General features: G+C 28.3%; 20 protein-coding genes and 1 pseudogene. 8 read left to right on the top strand and 13 right to left on the bottom strand.

Going from position 1 to position 18,122, the window contains the following annotated elements:
• Window positions 1-40: 40 nt before the first annotated feature.
• The 7 genes from J2Z24_RS00495 to J2Z24_RS00465 form a co-directional block, all read right to left on the bottom strand.
• Window positions 41-925: an AraC family transcriptional regulator gene (locus J2Z24_RS00495; protein WP_035144272.1), complete on the bottom strand. Its 885-nt coding sequence runs from the start codon at window positions 923-925 to the stop codon at window positions 41-43.
• A 205-nt stretch (window positions 926-1,130) separates the two neighbouring features.
• Window positions 1,131-2,615 (bottom strand): TrkH family potassium uptake protein, encoded by a 1,485-nt coding sequence (locus J2Z24_RS00490; protein WP_241396476.1) that lies wholly within the window; start codon window positions 2,613-2,615, stop codon window positions 1,131-1,133.
• Window positions 2,612-3,280 carry a potassium channel family protein gene (locus J2Z24_RS00485; RefSeq protein ID WP_035144271.1) on the bottom strand — a complete coding sequence of 223 codons (669 nt, stop codon included), beginning with the start codon at window positions 3,278-3,280 and terminating at the stop codon, window positions 2,612-2,614. The genes J2Z24_RS00490 and J2Z24_RS00485 overlap by 4 nt, the downstream gene beginning before the upstream one ends.
• Window positions 3,280-3,711, bottom strand: a complete 432-nt coding sequence (locus J2Z24_RS00480) for a potassium channel family protein (protein WP_035144269.1) — start codon at window positions 3,709-3,711, stop codon at window positions 3,280-3,282. The genes J2Z24_RS00485 and J2Z24_RS00480 overlap by 1 nt, the downstream gene beginning before the upstream one ends.
• A gap of 5 nt (window positions 3,712-3,716) precedes the next feature.
• A complete protein-coding gene (locus J2Z24_RS00475) occupies window positions 3,717-4,109 on the bottom strand; it encodes a hypothetical protein (protein WP_051593076.1) in 393 nt (130 codons plus the stop codon).
• Between the two features lie 148 nt (window positions 4,110-4,257).
• Entirely contained in the window at window positions 4,258-4,959 is a 702-nt protein-coding gene (locus J2Z24_RS00470; RefSeq protein ID WP_035144268.1) for a response regulator, read from the bottom strand.
• Window positions 4,928-6,505 (bottom strand): ATP-binding protein, encoded by a 1,578-nt coding sequence (locus J2Z24_RS00465; protein WP_035144266.1) that lies wholly within the window; start codon window positions 6,503-6,505, stop codon window positions 4,928-4,930. The genes J2Z24_RS00470 and J2Z24_RS00465 overlap by 32 nt, the downstream gene beginning before the upstream one ends.
• Before the next feature lie 283 nt (window positions 6,506-6,788).
• Between J2Z24_RS00465 and J2Z24_RS00460 the strand changes: the two genes are divergently transcribed.
• From J2Z24_RS00460 to J2Z24_RS00450, 3 genes are all read left to right on the top strand, one after another.
• Window positions 6,789-7,229, top strand: coding sequence for a hypothetical protein (locus J2Z24_RS00460; RefSeq protein WP_035144265.1), 441 nt, complete (start codon window positions 6,789-6,791; stop codon window positions 7,227-7,229).
• A gap of 56 nt (window positions 7,230-7,285) precedes the next feature.
• On the top strand, window positions 7,286-7,918 hold the full coding sequence (locus J2Z24_RS00455) for a DUF3794 domain-containing protein (RefSeq protein WP_035144264.1): 633 nt from the start codon (window positions 7,286-7,288) through the stop codon (window positions 7,916-7,918).
• A 74-nt stretch (window positions 7,919-7,992) separates the two neighbouring features.
• Window positions 7,993-8,475, top strand: coding sequence for a hypothetical protein (locus J2Z24_RS00450; RefSeq protein WP_035144262.1), 483 nt, complete (start codon window positions 7,993-7,995; stop codon window positions 8,473-8,475).
• Between the two features lie 314 nt (window positions 8,476-8,789).
• Here J2Z24_RS00450 and J2Z24_RS00445 read toward each other — a convergent pair whose 3' ends face one another.
• Window positions 8,790-9,704 (bottom strand): PLL family lectin, encoded by a 915-nt coding sequence (locus tag J2Z24_RS00445; RefSeq protein ID WP_035144261.1) that lies wholly within the window; start codon window positions 9,702-9,704, stop codon window positions 8,790-8,792.
• Window positions 9,705-9,880: 176 nt separating this feature from the next.
• On the opposite strand from J2Z24_RS00445, the gene J2Z24_RS00440 reads away from it, so the two are divergent.
• Window positions 9,881-10,606: a YybI family spore inner coat protein gene (locus tag J2Z24_RS00440; protein ID WP_035144259.1), complete on the top strand. Its 726-nt coding sequence runs from the start codon at window positions 9,881-9,883 to the stop codon at window positions 10,604-10,606.
• On the opposite strand, the pseudogene J2Z24_RS00435 reads toward J2Z24_RS00440, so the two are convergent.
• A pseudogene (locus J2Z24_RS00435) lies at window positions 10,573-10,692 on the bottom strand (IS3 family transposase); the annotation flags it as partial. The gene J2Z24_RS00440 and the pseudogene J2Z24_RS00435 overlap by 34 nt on opposite strands.
• Window positions 10,693-10,998: 306 nt before the next feature.
• Between J2Z24_RS00435 and J2Z24_RS00430 the strand changes: the two are divergent.
• The 4 genes from J2Z24_RS00430 to J2Z24_RS00415 are packed head-to-tail and all read left to right on the top strand — an operon-like array spanning window position 10,999 to window position 13,631.
• On the top strand, window positions 10,999-11,697 hold the full coding sequence (locus J2Z24_RS00430; RefSeq protein ID WP_035144258.1) for a glycosyltransferase family 2 protein: 699 nt from the start codon (window positions 10,999-11,001) through the stop codon (window positions 11,695-11,697).
• A 1-nt stretch (window position 11,698) separates the two neighbouring features.
• The gene (locus tag J2Z24_RS00425; RefSeq protein ID WP_035144257.1) at window positions 11,699-12,034 is read left to right on the top strand and encodes a DUF2304 domain-containing protein; all 336 of its coding nucleotides are present in this window, start codon (window positions 11,699-11,701) and stop codon (window positions 12,032-12,034) included.
• Window positions 12,035-12,379: a DMT family transporter gene (locus J2Z24_RS00420; protein ID WP_035144255.1), complete on the top strand. Its 345-nt coding sequence runs from the start codon at window positions 12,035-12,037 to the stop codon at window positions 12,377-12,379.
• Window positions 12,380-12,395: 16 nt separating this feature from the next.
• Complete coding sequence (locus tag J2Z24_RS00415; RefSeq protein WP_035144254.1) at window positions 12,396-13,631, top strand: glycosyltransferase family 39 protein; 1,236 nt, start codon at window positions 12,396-12,398, stop codon at window positions 13,629-13,631.
• Between the two features lie 145 nt (window positions 13,632-13,776).
• Here J2Z24_RS00415 and J2Z24_RS00410 read toward each other — a convergent pair whose 3' ends face one another.
• The 4 genes from J2Z24_RS00410 to J2Z24_RS00395 all read right to left on the bottom strand — a co-directional run bounded on the left by J2Z24_RS00410 (window position 13,777) and on the right by J2Z24_RS00395 (window position 17,970).
• A complete protein-coding gene (locus tag J2Z24_RS00410) occupies window positions 13,777-15,417 on the bottom strand; it encodes an FAD-dependent oxidoreductase (protein WP_035144253.1) in 1,641 nt (546 codons plus the stop codon).
• Between the two features lie 73 nt (window positions 15,418-15,490).
• Window positions 15,491-17,236: an arsenical pump-driving ATPase gene (gene arsA / locus J2Z24_RS00405; protein ID WP_035144251.1), complete on the bottom strand. Its 1,746-nt coding sequence runs from the start codon at window positions 17,234-17,236 to the stop codon at window positions 15,491-15,493.
• A gap of 22 nt (window positions 17,237-17,258) precedes the next feature.
• A complete protein-coding gene (gene arsD / locus J2Z24_RS00400; protein ID WP_035144250.1) occupies window positions 17,259-17,630 on the bottom strand; it encodes an arsenite efflux transporter metallochaperone ArsD in 372 nt (123 codons plus the stop codon).
• Window positions 17,631-17,646: 16 nt separating this feature from the next.
• Window positions 17,647-17,970, bottom strand: a complete 324-nt coding sequence (locus J2Z24_RS00395; RefSeq protein WP_035144248.1) for an ArsR/SmtB family transcription factor — start codon at window positions 17,968-17,970, stop codon at window positions 17,647-17,649.
• Window positions 17,971-18,122: the final 152 nt, after the last annotated feature.

Genomic DNA, 18,122 nt, shown 5'->3' with positions numbered 1-18,122 from the left:
TAATAAGCGCAAGAATTAAAAGTATTCTAATTTATATAATCTAAACTAATTTTAACCAAATTTCCATATAAACAGCTTCTTTATTAATATCAAAATATAATTCAGCCATAAATGGATCTGTGATTATTTTATTTTTTGGAAGCCACGTACTGTACATATATTGTACTGCTTTATCTAATGCGTTAGTAGTTAAAAGATGAAAGTTTTCAGCTTCAAATGAACAAACTACATAATTTCCAACTGGTATCGTCCAAATTGTAAACTCTCTTTGATTATTAGGATTTGTTACTTCCGCTCCTACAAAATACTTAAGATACCCCTCTTTTTCACTAGGGCTTCCAACACCTATCTCATTACCCCCTTGCTTTAAATTATCAATAGTACTTTTTTTACTATGAAAATTGTGCCAAAGTTCAGCTAAATAATCTAATCCTGGATTATTAGGAAAAGGTGTATCACTTGATAAACCTTCAAAAAAACGGGGATTCCTTAACCCTCTACGGCTCACTTCTAAAATAATACCATCTGCTATAAGTGGAACATCTTCTTCCACTAATCGATATTGCATAGATAAATCTGGCTTTAAAAAATGTGTTAGTGGTCTTGGCTGTTTACGAAAAGCTTCTGGTGTTAAACTATAGGCTTCTTTAAATGAACGAGTAAATGTTTCGTGATTTCCAAAGCCAACAGTCATTCCAATATCAATAATTTTACTATTACTATTTACTAAAAGATCAGCAGCTTTGGCAAGTCTACGAAGCTTTATATACTCCATAACTGACTTACCAACCAATCGACTAAACAACCTCTGATAATAAAAAGGTGACAAATGTGCTGACATTGCCAAATTATTGATTTCTATTTTTTCGGATAAATTTTCTTCAATGTAATCTAAGGTTTTTTGAATAGATTCCCATGATTCCATAAATCCACACCTCCTACAATAAGAATAACAAAATCTCTATGATTTTTCTTGACCTACAATGCCCTTTTAAACGTAAGTATTTATATTGTTCATTCAGTGATTATATCTTTACATAAAGTTTATAGTATAAGGTTTATAGATTAATTGTCGATTACATTTTTAAAATTCAAATGTATGGTATCTTCATATCGTTATTTTTTATTTATTAGAATTTCCTATTTATAACTACTCTAATATCTTTAAACACTTTAATTATAGCTATAAATATTACATATATCTCCAATCTACCAAATAACATTCCAATTATTTCGGTCCATAAGACAATTGCAGATGTAGTTGGAGATGTAATCCCTACTGATAATCCTACTGTTCCCAATGATGATGCAAATTCAAATAAAGCATCTTGTAATGAATATCCATTTGCTACTATAATACCAGTTCCTATAAATAATATAACAATATAGATAAATGCATAATTGGTTGCATCTAGTATATGACTTTCTTGTATATATACTTTACCTTCTGGTTTAAAAACAAAATCTTCATTAACCATGTGTTCAGGCATGAACTTTTTCTTTAAATTCCAAAAGAATGTTTTAATCATTAAATACACTCTGTACAGTTTTATTCCTCCAGCGGTAGAACCAGCCCCTCCACCTATAACCATTAAAATAATCATAATAAATATAGAAAAAGAATCCCAATTATTAAAACTTACAGTAGAAAATCCTGTAGTTGAAAGTGCTGATACAACCTGAAAAGCAGAAATTCTAAAACTTTCTGAAACACTTCCATAAATGTTTTTTAGTGAAAAAAATGCCACTAACGGTATTGATATTCCAAATACTAAAAACATAAATCTTACTTCATCCACCTTTAAAAATTTTCTAAAGTTTCTTTTCACTAACAATAGATGAGCAGCAAAATTTGTTGTACCTAAAATCATTAAAATAATTGTTATTAATTCAATAGAAAAACTTTTGTATGCACCTATACTATCTGTTTTAATACCAAATCCACCAGTAGATAAAGCAGCTATAGAATGATTTATGCCATCAAATAAAGGCATTCCAAAAATATAATATAATATTGTTCCTGCAATAATATACCCAATATAAATTGACATAATCATTCTAGATGATCTAAGGAGATTAGGTAACAATCTATCCGAATGTCCTTCTGAAGAATAAAGTTTCATTCCAAAAGTTGCCGATAATGCTGAAACCATTACTAAAACCAGACCAATTCCACCAAAAAATTGCATAATGCTTCTATGCATCAAATATATTTTGGGTGCAGCTTCAACATTAACCACTGATAATCCAGTAGTTGTCCACCCACTTACTGCTTCAAAATATGCTTGAGTGAAATTTAATTGTCCAGATAAAATAAATGGCATTGCAGAAAAAAAACTAGCTAATATCCATACAAATACAACTATTATTGTATCTTGAGCAACAGATAAATTTTGCCTTTCATTCAATTTTATGAAACGACTTAGTATAAAGCCAACAAGTATAGCAATAAATGATGGTATTATAAAGTCAGCCGCATATTTGCTTTCATTTGGATAAACAATTATAACAATTAAAGGTAGTAAAATAATAATTCCAATTATCATTGTTAGAACCCCAATATATCCAAATACAACTTTATTATCGCTAAATATATTATTGTTCCTTGACATCATAAACCATTACTCCCAACTACTAGTTTTATTACCTCTTTTTGTACATTAGGTGGTGATAAAACAATTAATTTATCATTCTTTAAAATCTTTGTTTTTCCTTTTGGAATTATGCTATTTACCCCTCTAATAATAAATCCAATAATAGCCTTTTCAGGAAATTTTATTTCTGTGATAGACTTATTGCAAATAGGATATTCGCTTTTTATAATAATCTCCATCAAAACTATTTTGCCACCTTCTAAAGGTATAAAATTAGATATTTCTTCAACAGTTGCAATTTGTTCAATTATACCAGCCATTATATATGTGGCACTTACTACTGTATCAACTCCCAATTTTTTAAAAACTTCTACATTCTTAGGATTTGCTACTGTAGCAAATGTTCTCTTAATACCGTACACATTCTTTGCAAGCTGACATATAACTAAATTATCTGCATCTTTGGGTGTCATTGCAATTATAATATCCGCATTGTATATTTTTGCTTCCTCAAGAATATATTGTTTACTTCCATCACCACATATTATAGGAGCATCATACTTACGTGATAAAATTTTGCAATATTCATAATTATCATGAATTACTGTTACTTTATGCTTTTTTGATAATAGAGAATTCAATAAGAAATCTGCTTTTTTCCATCCACCAACTATTAATATATTCATTAGTGTACCTCCGTTACATTATCCAATGCTAATCTTTCAAATTCATTTATCGATAACTTCGCTGGGCGAATAATCTTTACATCTAAATCGCTATATACAATCTCCTTTTCAGTATCATAAATTCTAGAAACTACTTTATCTACTTCAAATAATTCACTAGCTATTTGAGATATCATAATATTTGTATTATCATCATCTGTTGCAGCTAAAACTATATTAGCCTTTTTAATTCCTGCTTCCATTAAGATATCAATATCAGTTGCATCACCATACATTTTAAATCCACTATAATCATGCAGTAATTTTCTAAAGGCTGTTTTATCTTTGTCAATAACGATGACATCATTTCCTTGCGCTGATAATAAAGAAGCTATATTAACACCAAACCTACTACAACCTGCTATAATTACATAATTATATTTTTTTTTCATAAAACCTACTCCTTCTTTTTTAAATGTCCTATATTTTTTGAATTATATTCAATATAATAAACTATCTCCTCTTCCTTTTCAGGCTTATCACCATAATCTATATGCTCTCTATTAAATATATAATTAAAAGAAGTTATTCTCTCTAAATTTCTAGAAGCTGGTTTATATGTTGGGTCAAGTGCCCAAGAAGCTCTATAATGTTTTCCTGCTAATATTAAATCACCTTTAATTTCTGAAAGAATACCAAGCAAGTTGTGTCCTTCTGGTGCATTCTCATCTTCCACCATAGCCAAAATTATATATTCATGTGCCAAAGAACAATTGTTAGTTTTTAAATTTATAATGGCTTCCTTTATATTTTCTTGAAAATATTCTAACTTATTATAAATTTTGACCATAATTTCTCTCCTTTCTATTGTGTATGTTATAAAGTTTATCAAAATTATTATAAAGATAGTATTAAAATAGCTTGTCCTGTATAAAGATTGTATTAATATTTATTAATAAAAAAAGAAGCCAATTTTAGCTTCATTTTTTTAATATATATTATTCATCAATAAGTCTATACCCAACCCCTACTTCAGTTAAAATATATTCTGGTTGAGCAGGATTCTTTTCTATTTTCCTTCGTATATTTGCCATAAAAACTCTAAGTGACTTTGTATCGTCTTCACAACAACTACCCCAAATTTCATTAATTATAAATTTATGAGTTAAAACACGTCCGGCATATTTAGCCATTAATTCCATAAGCTTATATTCAATAGGTGTTAAGTGTATATCTCTATCTAAAATAGAAACTTTTCGTCTTTCAAAATCTATTTTTAAGTTTCTAACTGTAAATATTTCTGTTATTTCATTTTGAGAATTATTAATTTGATTAGAATGTCTAAGTGCTACCCTAATCCGTGCTAAAAGTTCAGCCACACTAAAAGGTTTAGTTAAATAATCATCAGCTCCATAATCTAATGCAGTAACTTTCTCCCTTTCATGTCCACGTGCTGATACAACAATTATTTTTGCTTTAGTTACTGGTCTTATTTTTTCAATGACATCAATTCCATCCATATCGGGCAATCCTAAATCTAAAATCACAATATCTGGACTATGAGAAAACACAAGTGAAATAGCTTCTTTGCCATATTGTGTATTAACACACTTATACCCTTGTGTTTCAAGTGATACATGAATAAACTTGCAGATAGGTTTATCATCTTCAACTATTAAAATTAATGGTTTCATATCCACTTACATCACTCCCTAACGGTAAACTGAATTTAAATGTCGCACCACCAGATGAATTATTAAAGGCAAAGATTTCTCCATCATGAGCTAATATAATTGATTTGCATATTGCAAGCCCAAGACCAGTTCCTCTTTTTTCTAAATGCCCAGACTTACTGCTAGTATAAAATCTGTCAAAAATGTTATTTAAATCTTCTTGAGCAATACCTTTTCCCGTATCTGAAACCTCAAAAATCACCTTATCATTCTCTTCCTTAACATTAACTTGTATAACTGAATTAACTGGTGTATATTTTATAGCATTATCAATTAAATTAATTATTACTTGCTCAATAAGTAATCCATCAACATTAACTATAATTAAATTATCTGGTACATTTATTTTTAAAATATGATTTCCAGTAAATCTTTTAACCTTCGATATTGCTCCAGAAATAATTTCTTCTACTAACTCTAAATTCTTTTTAATTTCAAATTTTCCTTCATCTATACGAGTCATACTTAATATATTTTCAACAGAATGTATCAACCAACTTGTATCTTCAAAAATATTTTGCAGAAGTTCATTTTTAATGTTGTCATCTAAACAGTTACTATTATCAATTATTGTAGTAACTGAGCCTAAAATTCCTGTAAGAGGAGTTCTTAAATCATGTGAAATTGACCTTAAAAGATTTCCTCTCATTTTCTCTCTTTCTGCCTCTAAATTTGCCTTTTTTTGTTTTTCAAATAAATGTTCTCTTTCAATAGCTAGAGCAATTTGTGTTGACACCGATTTCAATAATATCTTATCATTTTCCGATAATAAATTCTTATCAAAGCAAGATAAACCAATTACTCCAAGAATAGAATTTTGTCCTATAATAGGTTGATAATATGCACTACTGTTAGAAAAAATTTCTGTTCCAATTCCCATAGCTTTTCCTGTTTTAAATGATTTTAAAATAGCTTGCTTTTCTATAGTTGATTGAAAAATATTAATATTATCATTTGTCTTCGATGTATAAGTGCTAGGCTCTTCAATATTATAATCCGAATTTGTAACTACTATAATAACCATTCTATTAAACATTTCAACCAAGCTTTTGCCACAAAATTCTATTACTTGATTTTTATTTCTAGATTTAAGCAATCCTTTATTAATCTTATATAAAAGTTTTATTCTTTTTTCACGAATAGAAGAAATTCTTGCTTCTTTCTTAACTCTTGAAGTTAATGTACTTGTAATAACTGCCGCTATAAGCATGACAGCAAATGTAACTGGATAGTCTGCTCTATATGCTGAAAAAGTATAATATGGTTCAGTAAAAAAGAAGTTGAACGTCAAAACTCCAATTATTGAAGAACCTACACCATAAAAATATCCTTCTGTATATTTTGCAACAAATAATACTCCTAAAATAAATGCTATAATTACATTTGATTCATGAAACCCAATGTCTCTAAATATAAATGATAATATAGTGGAAATAACCATAATAATTATCATCTTGAAAGTATTAAAAAATACACTTCTTATATTAAACTTGAATCCATCCTTTTTATTCATTATTACACTTCCTTCAAAGCAGTAAACTTTAATAACTTATAATGTACTAATCAAATATTGTTTTAGTATCCCCATAATACGAAGTTGAGTAAGCCAATGATAGCATCTGAAGAATTATGTGTCAATCTATAATCCATTTTATCATATTATAAAATATTGCTTTGTTTCTAATATAATTTTAAAAAGCAATTAATTAAATAATATTCTCCTTTTTTATTATATTGTGGAATTTATTTAAATAAAACATATTATATATTATAAAAATTATTAAGGAGGAGAGTAAGTGAAGGATTACAATATAGTAATTAATGGATTAACCTCTTCAGAAGAAATTTCTAGAAATTTAATAAATATACCACACTCTAAAATAACTCAAACTAATATACTTAAATTATCATATATCCCTTGTGAGATATCAAAGATATTAAGTATAAACATAGGAATTAGTATAAAAATATTCAAGAAAATAAAGTTAAAAAGAGGTTGCAAAGTAAATATTATAGGCTTTAAAAACATAGATATTAACTATGTATCAAATGCCTCAGCTAAAAAGGATCACCAACTAAACTACAAAATACCCTTCTCAACAGAAATATCCTATGCTTATAATGATGTGAATATAAAAAATGTTTATGTACCAGTAGATAAATTTAACCTAAAAGTAATAGATCCAAAAGAATTAATGGTGTCAACAAGAGTATATATAGCACCATTATTTTCATAGTATTAAAAATATAAGATCATATAAACTTTAGTAATTTAAATGGAAAGGAGTAAAAAATGAAAGTTAATGACATAGAAATATCAGGTGTTATCACCCAGGAGGATTTAAATTCTTACAATTTACACTATCCACGTAAAGAAGTATGTGAAACCTTCGGTATTAATTTTTCCGAAGATATGCCTAATGTTGAAACCCCATTACAAATTTTTTTTGATACAAAAGTAGTAAAAAGTAAGGTAATATATACTCAAGGTGAAGATAAACTTTTCCTTCATGGCATTATAACAACAAAAATAGTCTATGTTGCTGAACAACCATCTAGCCCTATTAATACTATAGAATTTTATAAACATTTTTCATGTTTATTACCAACAAATAATATAGAAACACACAATTTAACTGCTAAAACTTTTATTGAGGATGCTATAGTAACACAACAAAGTAATAGAGGATTTTATGTTTCACTTTTATTATTAGTATGTCCTATATATAGTGATGACATAGATGAATATGAAGAAGAAATAGTAGAAGTTATTCCTAAAAAGGAAACTATAACTAAAATAGAAGAACCAGAACCTATAGAAGAAAACAAAAGCATTAGTATGCCTGTTGAAAATGATGATGCAGATATAGAAATTGAATATGATATGAATATGAATGGACAATATTTTGAATCAAATTGGAAATAACATTAACACATTTCACCTTCACTTAATATAATACATTATAAACAGTATATTATAAAAAAGTGGGGGTGCCTTAATTGAGTAAAACAGATTCTTACAAAGAAACTAAAGAAATAGATAGAAATTCTGAATTATTAAGCTTTTATGAGCAGGATCCATTTGCAACTAATGGAAATGTACGTTTTAATGCTTGCCAACTTTGTAAAAATGTTGTGTTAAGTACTAGTCTTAATGATGTGTCAAGATTATTAAGAGTAGTAGTAAGGCTAGTAAATTGTTGTCCAGGAAAAGAAATAACTGTAGGTTGCATAGTAACAAATAGATCTGGAAGAATACTTGCTTATAAATCAGACACATTTATAGTATCCAGAGATAGAGTACCAAGTATAGAAACTGATAATATAATTCTTGAAGATAAAAATATTGATAACTGCGGATGTTCTGGCCCTTGTATAGATGTGAGAAGAGCATTTAGATTCATACTTCCTGTTAGTGATGTATGCTCACCATTAGATTTAAATGTAAAGGTGATAGCTAACTATACTTCACCATGTGATTAACTTATGAAACTTATAATTATTAAATTTCTTTAGTTAAACAGTAGTTGTATGTCTTTTAGCAACCAATATCTTTTATTTTATTAAAAATAGATGATTTTTGATGGCGTTCTAGTACCTCTAATGAGAAGACATATTATAGATGCCACGTTAAGTAAAAACTTAACGTGGTTTTTTTAATAAATTCAACATCTTATATGAAAAGACACTCAATCTTTTAAGATCGAATGTCTTTATATAGCTTTACCACCTACTTAATATGTGTAATATTGATATAAAAGAGATAGTGTTATTTTAGATCTTTATCTACCTTTAATCTAATTTCTATAAATATGCCACATTGCATTATTTCTTCCTCTAGCAAACACATCAGTTCTATTTGGTCCCCAAGATACTGCTGCTGGAGCAGAAGTTATGTTTCCACCAATATTCCACCAATTACTCCACCTAGATCCATTCCAAGATCTAGTGATTAATTGATTATTTAATCCCCTAGCAAATACCTCAAGTCTATTCGCTCTTCTAGAAGAAGCTGCTGGACCAGAAGTTAATCTTCCTCCAAGATTTTCCCATCTACTCCATCGGGCACCATCCCACCATAGATGATATAGACGATTTCCTTCTCCTCGTGCAAATACATCAATTCTATTGTTACCCCAAGAAACAGCAGCAGGTGAAGAGGTTAATCTTCCTCCAAGGTTCTCCCAATTACTCCAGCGAGATCCATCCCACCATTTATGCCAAAGAGCATTATCAGTTCCCCTTACAAAGGTATCTAGTCTATTAGCTGCCCATGATGCAACTGCAGGGGAAGAAGTCAAAACGCCACCAAGGCTTTCCCAATTGCTCCAGCGAGATCCGTTCCACCATATATGCCACATAGCATTATCTGTACCTCTTGCAAATACATCAATTCTATTGTTGCCCCAGGAAACAGCAGCAGGAGCTGATGTCAACCTACCTCCAAGACTTTCCCAATTACTCCAGCGAGATCCATCCCACCATTTATGCCAAAGGGCATCATCAGTTCCCCTTACAAAAGTATCTATCCTATTGGGTGCCCATGAGGAAGCACCTGGAGCGGAAGCTAAAACTCCACCGAGATCCTCCCAACGACTCCATCTACCACCTGGAATAGGAATAGGAATTATATTCCTCATTCCATCATTTCTAAACGGAAAAATAGGTTGTTGCATACAATAAGGGCAATAAAAAAATGAATTATTATACATTGAAAACCTCCTCATATTTCTATTTATATTCAACTACTCATCAACTACATTTTATGATTGAATTCAGAAAGTGTTCCACAAATATACATAAGGAGTCTTTAATATGCTATGTCATGTAACATGTTTATTAATTATCTCATAATATATACAAAAGCTTATAATTCAAAGGAGTCGTTATGTATAATTGTTATTTTAGAACAAATATAACATATCCAAGTATTGTGTCATATGCTTGGGGAGATGTAAATGGTGATGGAATTCCTGATAACATATATTTAACTGGCATAAGAACACCATCTAGTCCATTTACGCAAAATATTACCTTAGTAATACAGGATGGAGTTACAGGCAGATTTACTAGTATACAACTAAAGGATAATGCAGGATATAATCCTAATTTATCTTTGTTTGATTTTACTGGTGATGGTGTATATGATATTCTAATAAGTATTGCTTCAGGTGGTAGTGGTGGAATAATGTACTACTATATTTATTCCTTCGTTAGCAACATTCCTAAATTATTATTTGATTTTAATGTATATAACGAAGAATATAAATACAATGTTACTTATAAAGATAACTATAAAGTTGAAGTTATCAGCAAGAAAAATAATACAAAATATATTATAGATATATCCAATAGAGGATCCGATTATTTAAATGAAATATACGACGAAAATGGTAAGCTTAAAGCTCCAATCACCGGATTCGTAAATCCACTAAGCGGATTGTATCCTGTAGATTTTGATTCAAATAACGTATATGAATTATTGGCATATCAAAAAATAGCTGGAAGATATAATGCTGATTCTTTAGGATATATTTTAAATACTTTAAAATGGGAAAATAATAGATTTGTTTTAGATAATCAATATGTAGCTATTTTTGGCTCACAGATATAATAACTTAAAAGATGATTCCTGTATTGTTCAGGAGTCATCTTTTTTAGATTCCATTGATATCTATCTTGATTGTAGTATCTAATATAATGGCAACCTTAGTAAATATTTTTTTGCTCATATATAATTCCTCCAATAACGCTTTTAATTATACAAAAAAGAACTTATATGAATAGACTCTTTTTACTTATGCCCATTCTATAGGTCTACTTTTAATTTTATATTTATTAAGTTTAACAATGTATTGATATATTAACTTCTCAGTGTTAAAATGTATGAAGTGTTAAATAAAGTAATTGTATGAAAATAAAAAATCATTTTATAAATTAAGTAAAAATTCCTTAAATATTTGATATTACTATAAAATTATACAGTAATTTAAGGAGGTATTATGAATGAAATATATAGCTATCATTCCAGCTTATAATGAAGAAAAATGTATTTTCAATGTAGTAAAATCTATAAAACTTAATAATTCTAATATAGATGTTTTAGTGATAAACGATGGTTCTACAGATAATACATATTCTGAAGCTCTGCGCGCAGGTGCAAAAATTATAAATTTATCTTGTAATTTAGGCATAGGTGGAGCTGTACAAACAGGATATATTTATGCACTTTACAACAATTATGATATAGCTATTCAAATAGATGGTGATGGACAGCACAATGCTAAAGATTTGAATAAGCTGATTAATGAGATAAAATTTAAAAATTTAGATATGGTTATAGGTTCTAGATTCATAAGATCTACTGATTATAAACCAAGTCCCTTTAGACAATTGGGTATAATATATTTTTCAAAGCTTGTATCTTTTTTGTGTAAATCTCCCTATTTTGATACTACTTCTGGGTATAGAGCAGTTAATAAAAAAATGATAAAACTATTTGCTAACTATTATCCAAAAGATTATCCTGAAGTTGAAACAATTTTATTAGCAAATAAACATAACATGATAGTTAAGGAGATTCCTGTAGATATGGATGAAAGACAAGGTGGTAAGTCTTCAATAACTCCACTTAAATCTATTTATTATATGTTTAAAGTTACTTTATCCTTAATTCTTCAACCTAGAATAAAGGAGGTATTATAATTTGAATGAATTTTGCCTTTTTATTTCATTGGTATTTCTTGTTCTAAATATACTATTTTTGAAAAAAAGAACTTTAGAGTTTAAATATAGCTTTCTTTGGATATGTATAAATATAATTTTAATAATTTTGTCTCTTAATAAAAATCTTTTAGAATATTTATCTGAATTTATAGGTATTACATATTCTCCTTCTTTATTATTTTTAGTTGGTATACTATTTTCTTTTTTACTTATTTTTTATCTTATGCTTGTTATATCAGATATACAAAGAAAACTTACAAGAGTTATTCAAGACAATGCTATATTAAAAAACAAACTTTCTGAAAAGGAGAAGTAAATGAATTATTTATTACTTATATTAAATATAATTTTATTAGTAATTGGACAAACCTTTTGGAAAATAGGTTCATCTAAAATAAATTTCTCTTTTTCCTTTAAAGGAATAGCAAATACCTTTACTAATATATACGTTTTTTCAGGAATAATTATATATGTAGCTGCTACATTTATATGGATTTATTTATTATCTAAAGAAGAGTTAAGTAAAATTTACCCTCTTCAAAGCTTATGCTATATATTTGCATGTATAATAGGAATAACGTTATTTAAAGAAAACATTACCATACAAAAAATTATTGGAACCTTTCTGATACTATCAGGAGCTATAATAATATGTAAATAGGCATCTAGGAGGAACTATGTTTAGCTTAAAAAATGAAGAAAAATATATTAAAAAGACTTTTATTTTAATCCAATTAATATTTATGTGTGTGACACTATTTACTATATTTAAATATGGAAATTCTCTTTTACTTGGAAGTTTAGAAAAATTTGATAACGATGATGTTAGATATATAAGAAGTGCTTGGACTCTAATCAATAAAAAAATTATAAGTTATCATAATATAAATGAATCTACAGTTTATATTATGCCAGGTCTTACTTTTACTTTATCATTCTTTACGCTGTTATTTGGAAAATTTGGAGGTATTACTGCTTTTAAAATATTTCAATTAATTCTTCAAATGACTAGCATTTATCTTATATTTCTTATTGGAAGAAAAGTTTTTAATAGTAAAGTTGCTATAATAGCTTGTATACTAGATGCACTCTATATTTGTGAAATATATACAGCTAATTTAATATTAATGGAATGTAGTTTTAAATTCCTACTTCTACTTCTTATATACATAAGTATTTATGCTGTAGAAACTAAAAGTATAAAACTATATATACTTGGTGGAATTATCTGGGCTTTAGCATGTTTATTTAGACCAACAGTTGGAGCTTATCCTATAGTTATATTGATAATGTGGATTAAAAATAAATATAACTTTAAAGATATTATAAAATTCACCCTCATAGTTTCTACTGTTTTTTGTTTAATTTTAAGCCCTTGGTGGATAAGAAATTATAAGGTATTTAATATGTTTATACCTTTTACTAAATCTACAGGTAATCCATTTTTACAGGGTACTTATGTACATAACAATGCAGTTAACCCTACTCCTTATAAAATTGTAGATGATTTAATAGAACAAGATACCATAGAAATTAATACAGGTATTTATAGATTAAAAACCTATGTAACAAAGAAGCCTCTTTTATATCTCTATTGGTATACTATAGGTAAAACTTTATTTCTTTGGGCTGTGCCTTTTTATTGGAAAACTATACTTTTCATTCCCTCTATTGTTGTTACAATTTATCATTGGATAATATTAATTATAGGTGGTATAGGCATTACTAAAAACATTAAAAAGAATGAAAACTCATTATTTATATTCTTAGTGATATTATACTTTAATTTAATATACCTACCTTATTATACTTTTGGGAGATATTCCTATCCTATTATGCCTTTAGTTATGATATTTGCAGCTTCTCAAATAGCGTTATATTTAAACAAATTGAAACTGCAAAAAACATTATAAATATAAATTTAATAGTTACATCATCAATACTATATTAATATATGAAAAGTAAAGTTATCCTTAGTAAAAGCATCTTTATTTTTGATATATATATATGGTATGGTACTATAATCCATACCATATGATTTTTTTGTATAAAATTGATTTAAATTTTCTTTATTGATTTATAAAATTTGTGTCCTCCTGAAAGATTATAAACCTTTTTAAAACCATGGTTAATCAATATATTCTGTGCTGCATTGCCAGTTACCCCTTTATTACAATAAGTTATTGTTGTTATATTTTTATCCAACTCTTTTAATTTCTCTCTTAAGTGACTATGAGGTATATTTATAGCTGAATCTACATGTGATTCAGTATATTGTTTACTATCTCTAGCATCAATAATCTGTATTTTTTCTTCATTCTTAATTAAATTTTCAGTGTCTTTAGCCGTAATAGTTAGTCTATTTTTATTTAAGGCATTGTCTAATATCATTCCAGTATAGTGAACAGGGTCTTTAGTTGTTGAAAATGGTGGTGCATAAGCAAGATCTAAATGAAAAAGTTCATTAACTTTAGCTCCATATGTAATCAATGTTGCAAATATATCTATTCTCTTATCTACTCCATCATATCCTACAATTTGTACTCCTAATAATTTTTCTGTTTTTCTATCTGCAACAGCTTTTATAACCATTTCTTTACCCTGGAAATAAGATGGTTTATCAGGTTTAATATTATGACATATAGCTATTTCATATCCTTCTTTTATTGCTTCCATTTCTGTCAATCCTGTATTTGCAATTGTCATATTAAAGAGCTTAAATATCCCTGTTCCTAGATTTCCTTTATACTCTAAATTGCCACCTGTAACTACATCTCCTGCAATTCTTCCAGTTTTATTAGCTGTTGACCCTAAAGGTCTATATACTGGCTTTCCTGTAACTATTGAAAAAGTTTCAATGCAATCACCACAAGCATAGATATCTTTAATACTTGTTTCCATTTTAGTACTTACTTTAATTGCACCAGTTACACCTATTTCAACCCCTGCCTTCTTAGCTAATGTAACATTAGGCTTAATTCCTGTAGCCATAATAACCATATCACTTTTTACTTTCCTACCATCCTCTAAAATAACATTACTTTGGTTAATTTCAATAATGCTTGAGTTTTTTATTATATTCATGTTCTTCTTAATTAACTCATTTTCTAAAAATGCTGCCATATCTTCATCAAGATTAGGTGTTATTTTGTTTTGTTTTTCAATAATAGTTACTTTTATCCCATCTGTCATTAAATTTTCAAGCATTTCAAATCCAATAAATCCTGTCCCTGCAATTACAGCATATTGTGGTTTTCTTTCTTCTATAAAATTTCTAATGTTTTTAGCACTTTCAACATTTCTTAAAAAAAATACATTATTATTATCTATACCTTTTACGTTAGGTACAAAAGGTATTGCACCTGTAGCTATAATTAATTTATCATATTTATCTTCAAAAATTTCATCTGTGTATAAATTTTTAACCTTTAGTCCTTTTAATTCTGGATTTATGTTTAATACCTGAAACCCTGTAAAAATATCAATATTATATTTATTTTTAAAGAATAAAGAATCCCTTGGTGCAAGCTCACCTATATCCTCTATTCCACCACCAATATAATATGGAAGACCACAACCTGAGTAGGATATATCTTTATCTTTTTCATATATCACTATTTCTGCAGTATCATCATTCCTACGAGCCTTAGCAGCTGCTGAAGTTCCTGCTGCTACTGCACCGATAACAAGTATTCTCATTTTTTATCCTCCCTGTATCCATATTAAAGATTCACTGCAAAGTTTATATTTACGTTTTGCAGTGGAATTATGTCTAGTTAATTAAATCATTAAGTCTTTCACCTTTAACTTCTTCACTTATCCATTCTATAATAGCAAAATTTCCTTCAGATATTTCATTTACCTTATTAATCCATTGAACTTCGTTGCTTGCTTTTACTTTTAAAATATTATTTGTTGTATTTGATGCATAAAAACTTGAATTTATAATCCACCATTTACTGTGTATACCAGCTCTATTTAAATCTTTTTGCAATCTTACAGCTTCATAAACCGGAGTAGTCTCAGCTAATGTTATAATAATTACTTCTGTTTCTTTTTCGTTTCTAAGCTTAGGCAAAAGCTTTCTAACTGATTCCGGAATATCCCCTTGAGAACGTTGAATTTCTTTATTATAACTTTGAGTGGAATCTAGTAATAATAGTGTATGACCAGTTGGTGCAGTATCTATAACCACTACTTCATTTTCTGATCTCTCAACAATGTGGGCAAAAGCTCTAAAAACAGCAATTTCCTGAGTACAAGGTGACCTTAAATCTTCTTCAATATAAGCAATATCTTCTTCACTCATTGTCTTTCTTGCTTTACTTAATACTTCCTCTTTATATTTTTGAAGCTCTTTTTTTTCATCAATATGACTTAAAGTAATTCCATAGTTCTCATTTAATACAAACTTTAAATGTGCTGCTGGATCAGTAGTTGTCAAATGCACTTTCTTACCTTTTTTAGCTAATCCCATAGCAATTGCAGCAGCTACTGTAGTTTTGCCGACTCCCCCTTTACCCATTGTAAATATTACTTTTTTATCATTGTTATATAAATCCTCTATTACATTATTTAATTTAGGTATATCATTAATATTTAACGTTTCACTATTACATTTAATATTATCACCCTTTAAAAATTCTCTTACATTATCTAAACCTGTTACATTATAAGGTCTTAGTGGAATTTCATAAATTTCTAGTGCTCTTAGATGTTTTGAAATGTCCTTTAAAGCACTCTGTTGCTTCATAAAAATCGCATTTGAAAGATTATCATTATAACTTTCTAGTATTCCATTAATAACTAATATCTGATTATCTACTCCTATATCCTGAAGTTCTTTAGATGCTCTCTCAGCTTCTTTTAGTGGTGATACTTCAGGACGTGATACAAGTATAAGTGTGGTTTTTTCTTTGTCTGCTAAAGTACTAACAGCATTTTTATAAGCTTCTTTTTTGTCTTCAAGTCCTGCAAGCTGGCCTAAGCATGATGCCCCATGAGTATTTCCACTAATAAAATTACTCCAAGCTGATGGAAGCTGAAGCATTCTTAACGTATGTCCTGTTGGTGCTGTATCAAATATAATATGATCATACTCTTCTGCTGCTTTTTCATCAGTTATAAAGGTTGAGAATTCGTTAAATGCAGCGATTTCCACAGTACATGAACCTGAAAGTTGTTCCTCCATATTTTTCAAAACTACTTCTGGCAACTTCCCACGATAAGGAGCTATTACACTTTCTCTATACTCAGCAGCAGCTTCTTCTGGCTCAAAATTTGCTACTACTAAATTAGGAACTTCTTTTATATTAACTCCCTTGTTATTTAACTTAGTTTCAAAAACATCTTGAAGGTTCGAGGCTGGATCAGTACTAATAAGCATAATTTTTTTACCTTTATCAGCTAAATTTACTGCTGTAGCGCATGCTGTTGAAGTTTTACCTACTCCACCTTTTCCTGTAAAAAACAAGTATTTTGTTAACTTAATATTCTCTAAATTAAAACTTTTAAACATTAATTATACCTCTTTTCTTTTTTTAACAGCATCCATTTTTACAGCCATATCCTTTAGATGGTTTTTTTATGGTAGTTTTTAAATATTCCTCTGGTATATCCAACAATTCACAGAATTCTTTATTGGTTGGATAAGAATTTGTTTTTACTACAACATTATCAACCATTATAACTGGAAGTACTTCTACTCCTTCTTTATTTAAGATTTCAAATATTTCTTTCTTATCAACAAATATTTGAGGGTTATTAGTTAAGTTATGTCTTTCTACTAATATTCCATTATTCTTTAGCTTATTTATTACTGTAGCAACTCTTAATAATTCAGAATCTACAGATGGTCCACAAACTCCTGTTGAACAACACATAGCTGGATCAAAAATAATCATTTTTTTCACAATTATTCACTCCTTTTTATTTACATTTACATTTACTTTTATCTTTACAAATACATTCATCTGTATCTGTTATAAGATTCATGAAAAATAAAACTAGTTTGTTGCAATTAACAATATTTAATGAGTAATAACTCCATAGCCCTTCTTTTCTGCAATTAACAAGACCACATTCCATTAATACTTTCATATGATGTGAAAGTGTAGGTTGAGTAAAATCAAAATGTTCTAATATATCACAAGCACACTTTTCACCACAGGATAATATATCAATTATTCGTAATCTATTAGCGTCAGACAATGCTTTAATTATTTTAGAGTTTTCTTCATAATTTAGTTTCACTTAATCACCCCTTATATAGATATTCATCTATATAAATCATAGACTTATATAGATGAATTGTCAATACAAAATAGTTTTACTCATATAAAAATATTAATTACATTTACCACTCTCTATATAAACTTATAATATTCACATTTTGTTTTAATGTT

It is taken from the genome of Clostridium tetanomorphum (assembly GCF_017873215.1).
GTDB lineage: Bacteria > Bacillota > Clostridia > Clostridiales > Clostridiaceae > Clostridium_AO > Clostridium_AO tetanomorphum.
Note: the sequence above shows the minus strand (reverse complement) of the source record. Positions and strands in the feature narration are given on the sequence as shown.

Bases quoted from the DNA above. Each gene is read 5' to 3' on its own strand.
- J2Z24_RS00495 (WP_035144272.1), bottom strand. From the start codon at position 925: ATGGAATCATGGGAATCTATTCAAAAAACCTTAGATTACATTGAAGAA.
- J2Z24_RS00490 (WP_241396476.1), bottom strand. From the start codon at position 2,615: ATGATGTCAAGGAACAATAATATATTTAGCGATAATAAAGTTGTATTT.
- J2Z24_RS00485 (WP_035144271.1), bottom strand. From the start codon at position 3,280: ATGAATATATTAATAGTTGGTGGATGGAAAAAAGCAGATTTCTTATTG.
- J2Z24_RS00480 (WP_035144269.1), bottom strand. From the start codon at position 3,711: ATGAAAAAAAAATATAATTATGTAATTATAGCAGGTTGTAGTAGGTTT.
- J2Z24_RS00475 (WP_051593076.1), bottom strand. From the start codon at position 4,109: ATGGTCAAAATTTATAATAAGTTAGAATATTTTCAAGAAAATATAAAG.
- J2Z24_RS00465 (WP_035144266.1), bottom strand. From the start codon at position 6,505: ATGAATAAAAAGGATGGATTCAAGTTTAATATAAGAAGTGTATTTTTT.
- J2Z24_RS00455 (WP_035144264.1), top strand. From the start codon at position 7,286: ATGAAAGTTAATGACATAGAAATATCAGGTGTTATCACCCAGGAGGAT.
- J2Z24_RS00445 (WP_035144261.1), bottom strand. From the start codon at position 9,704: ATGTATAATAATTCATTTTTTTATTGCCCTTATTGTATGCAACAACCT.
- J2Z24_RS00440 (WP_035144259.1), top strand. From the start codon at position 9,881: ATGTATAATTGTTATTTTAGAACAAATATAACATATCCAAGTATTGTG.
- J2Z24_RS00430 (WP_035144258.1), top strand. From the start codon at position 10,999: ATGAAATATATAGCTATCATTCCAGCTTATAATGAAGAAAAATGTATT.
- J2Z24_RS00420 (WP_035144255.1), top strand. From the start codon at position 12,035: ATGAATTATTTATTACTTATATTAAATATAATTTTATTAGTAATTGGA.
- J2Z24_RS00415 (WP_035144254.1), top strand. From the start codon at position 12,396: ATGTTTAGCTTAAAAAATGAAGAAAAATATATTAAAAAGACTTTTATT.
- J2Z24_RS00410 (WP_035144253.1), bottom strand. From the start codon at position 15,417: ATGAGAATACTTGTTATCGGTGCAGTAGCAGCAGGAACTTCAGCAGCT.
- arsA (WP_035144251.1), bottom strand. From the start codon at position 17,236: ATGTTTAAAAGTTTTAATTTAGAGAATATTAAGTTAACAAAATACTTG.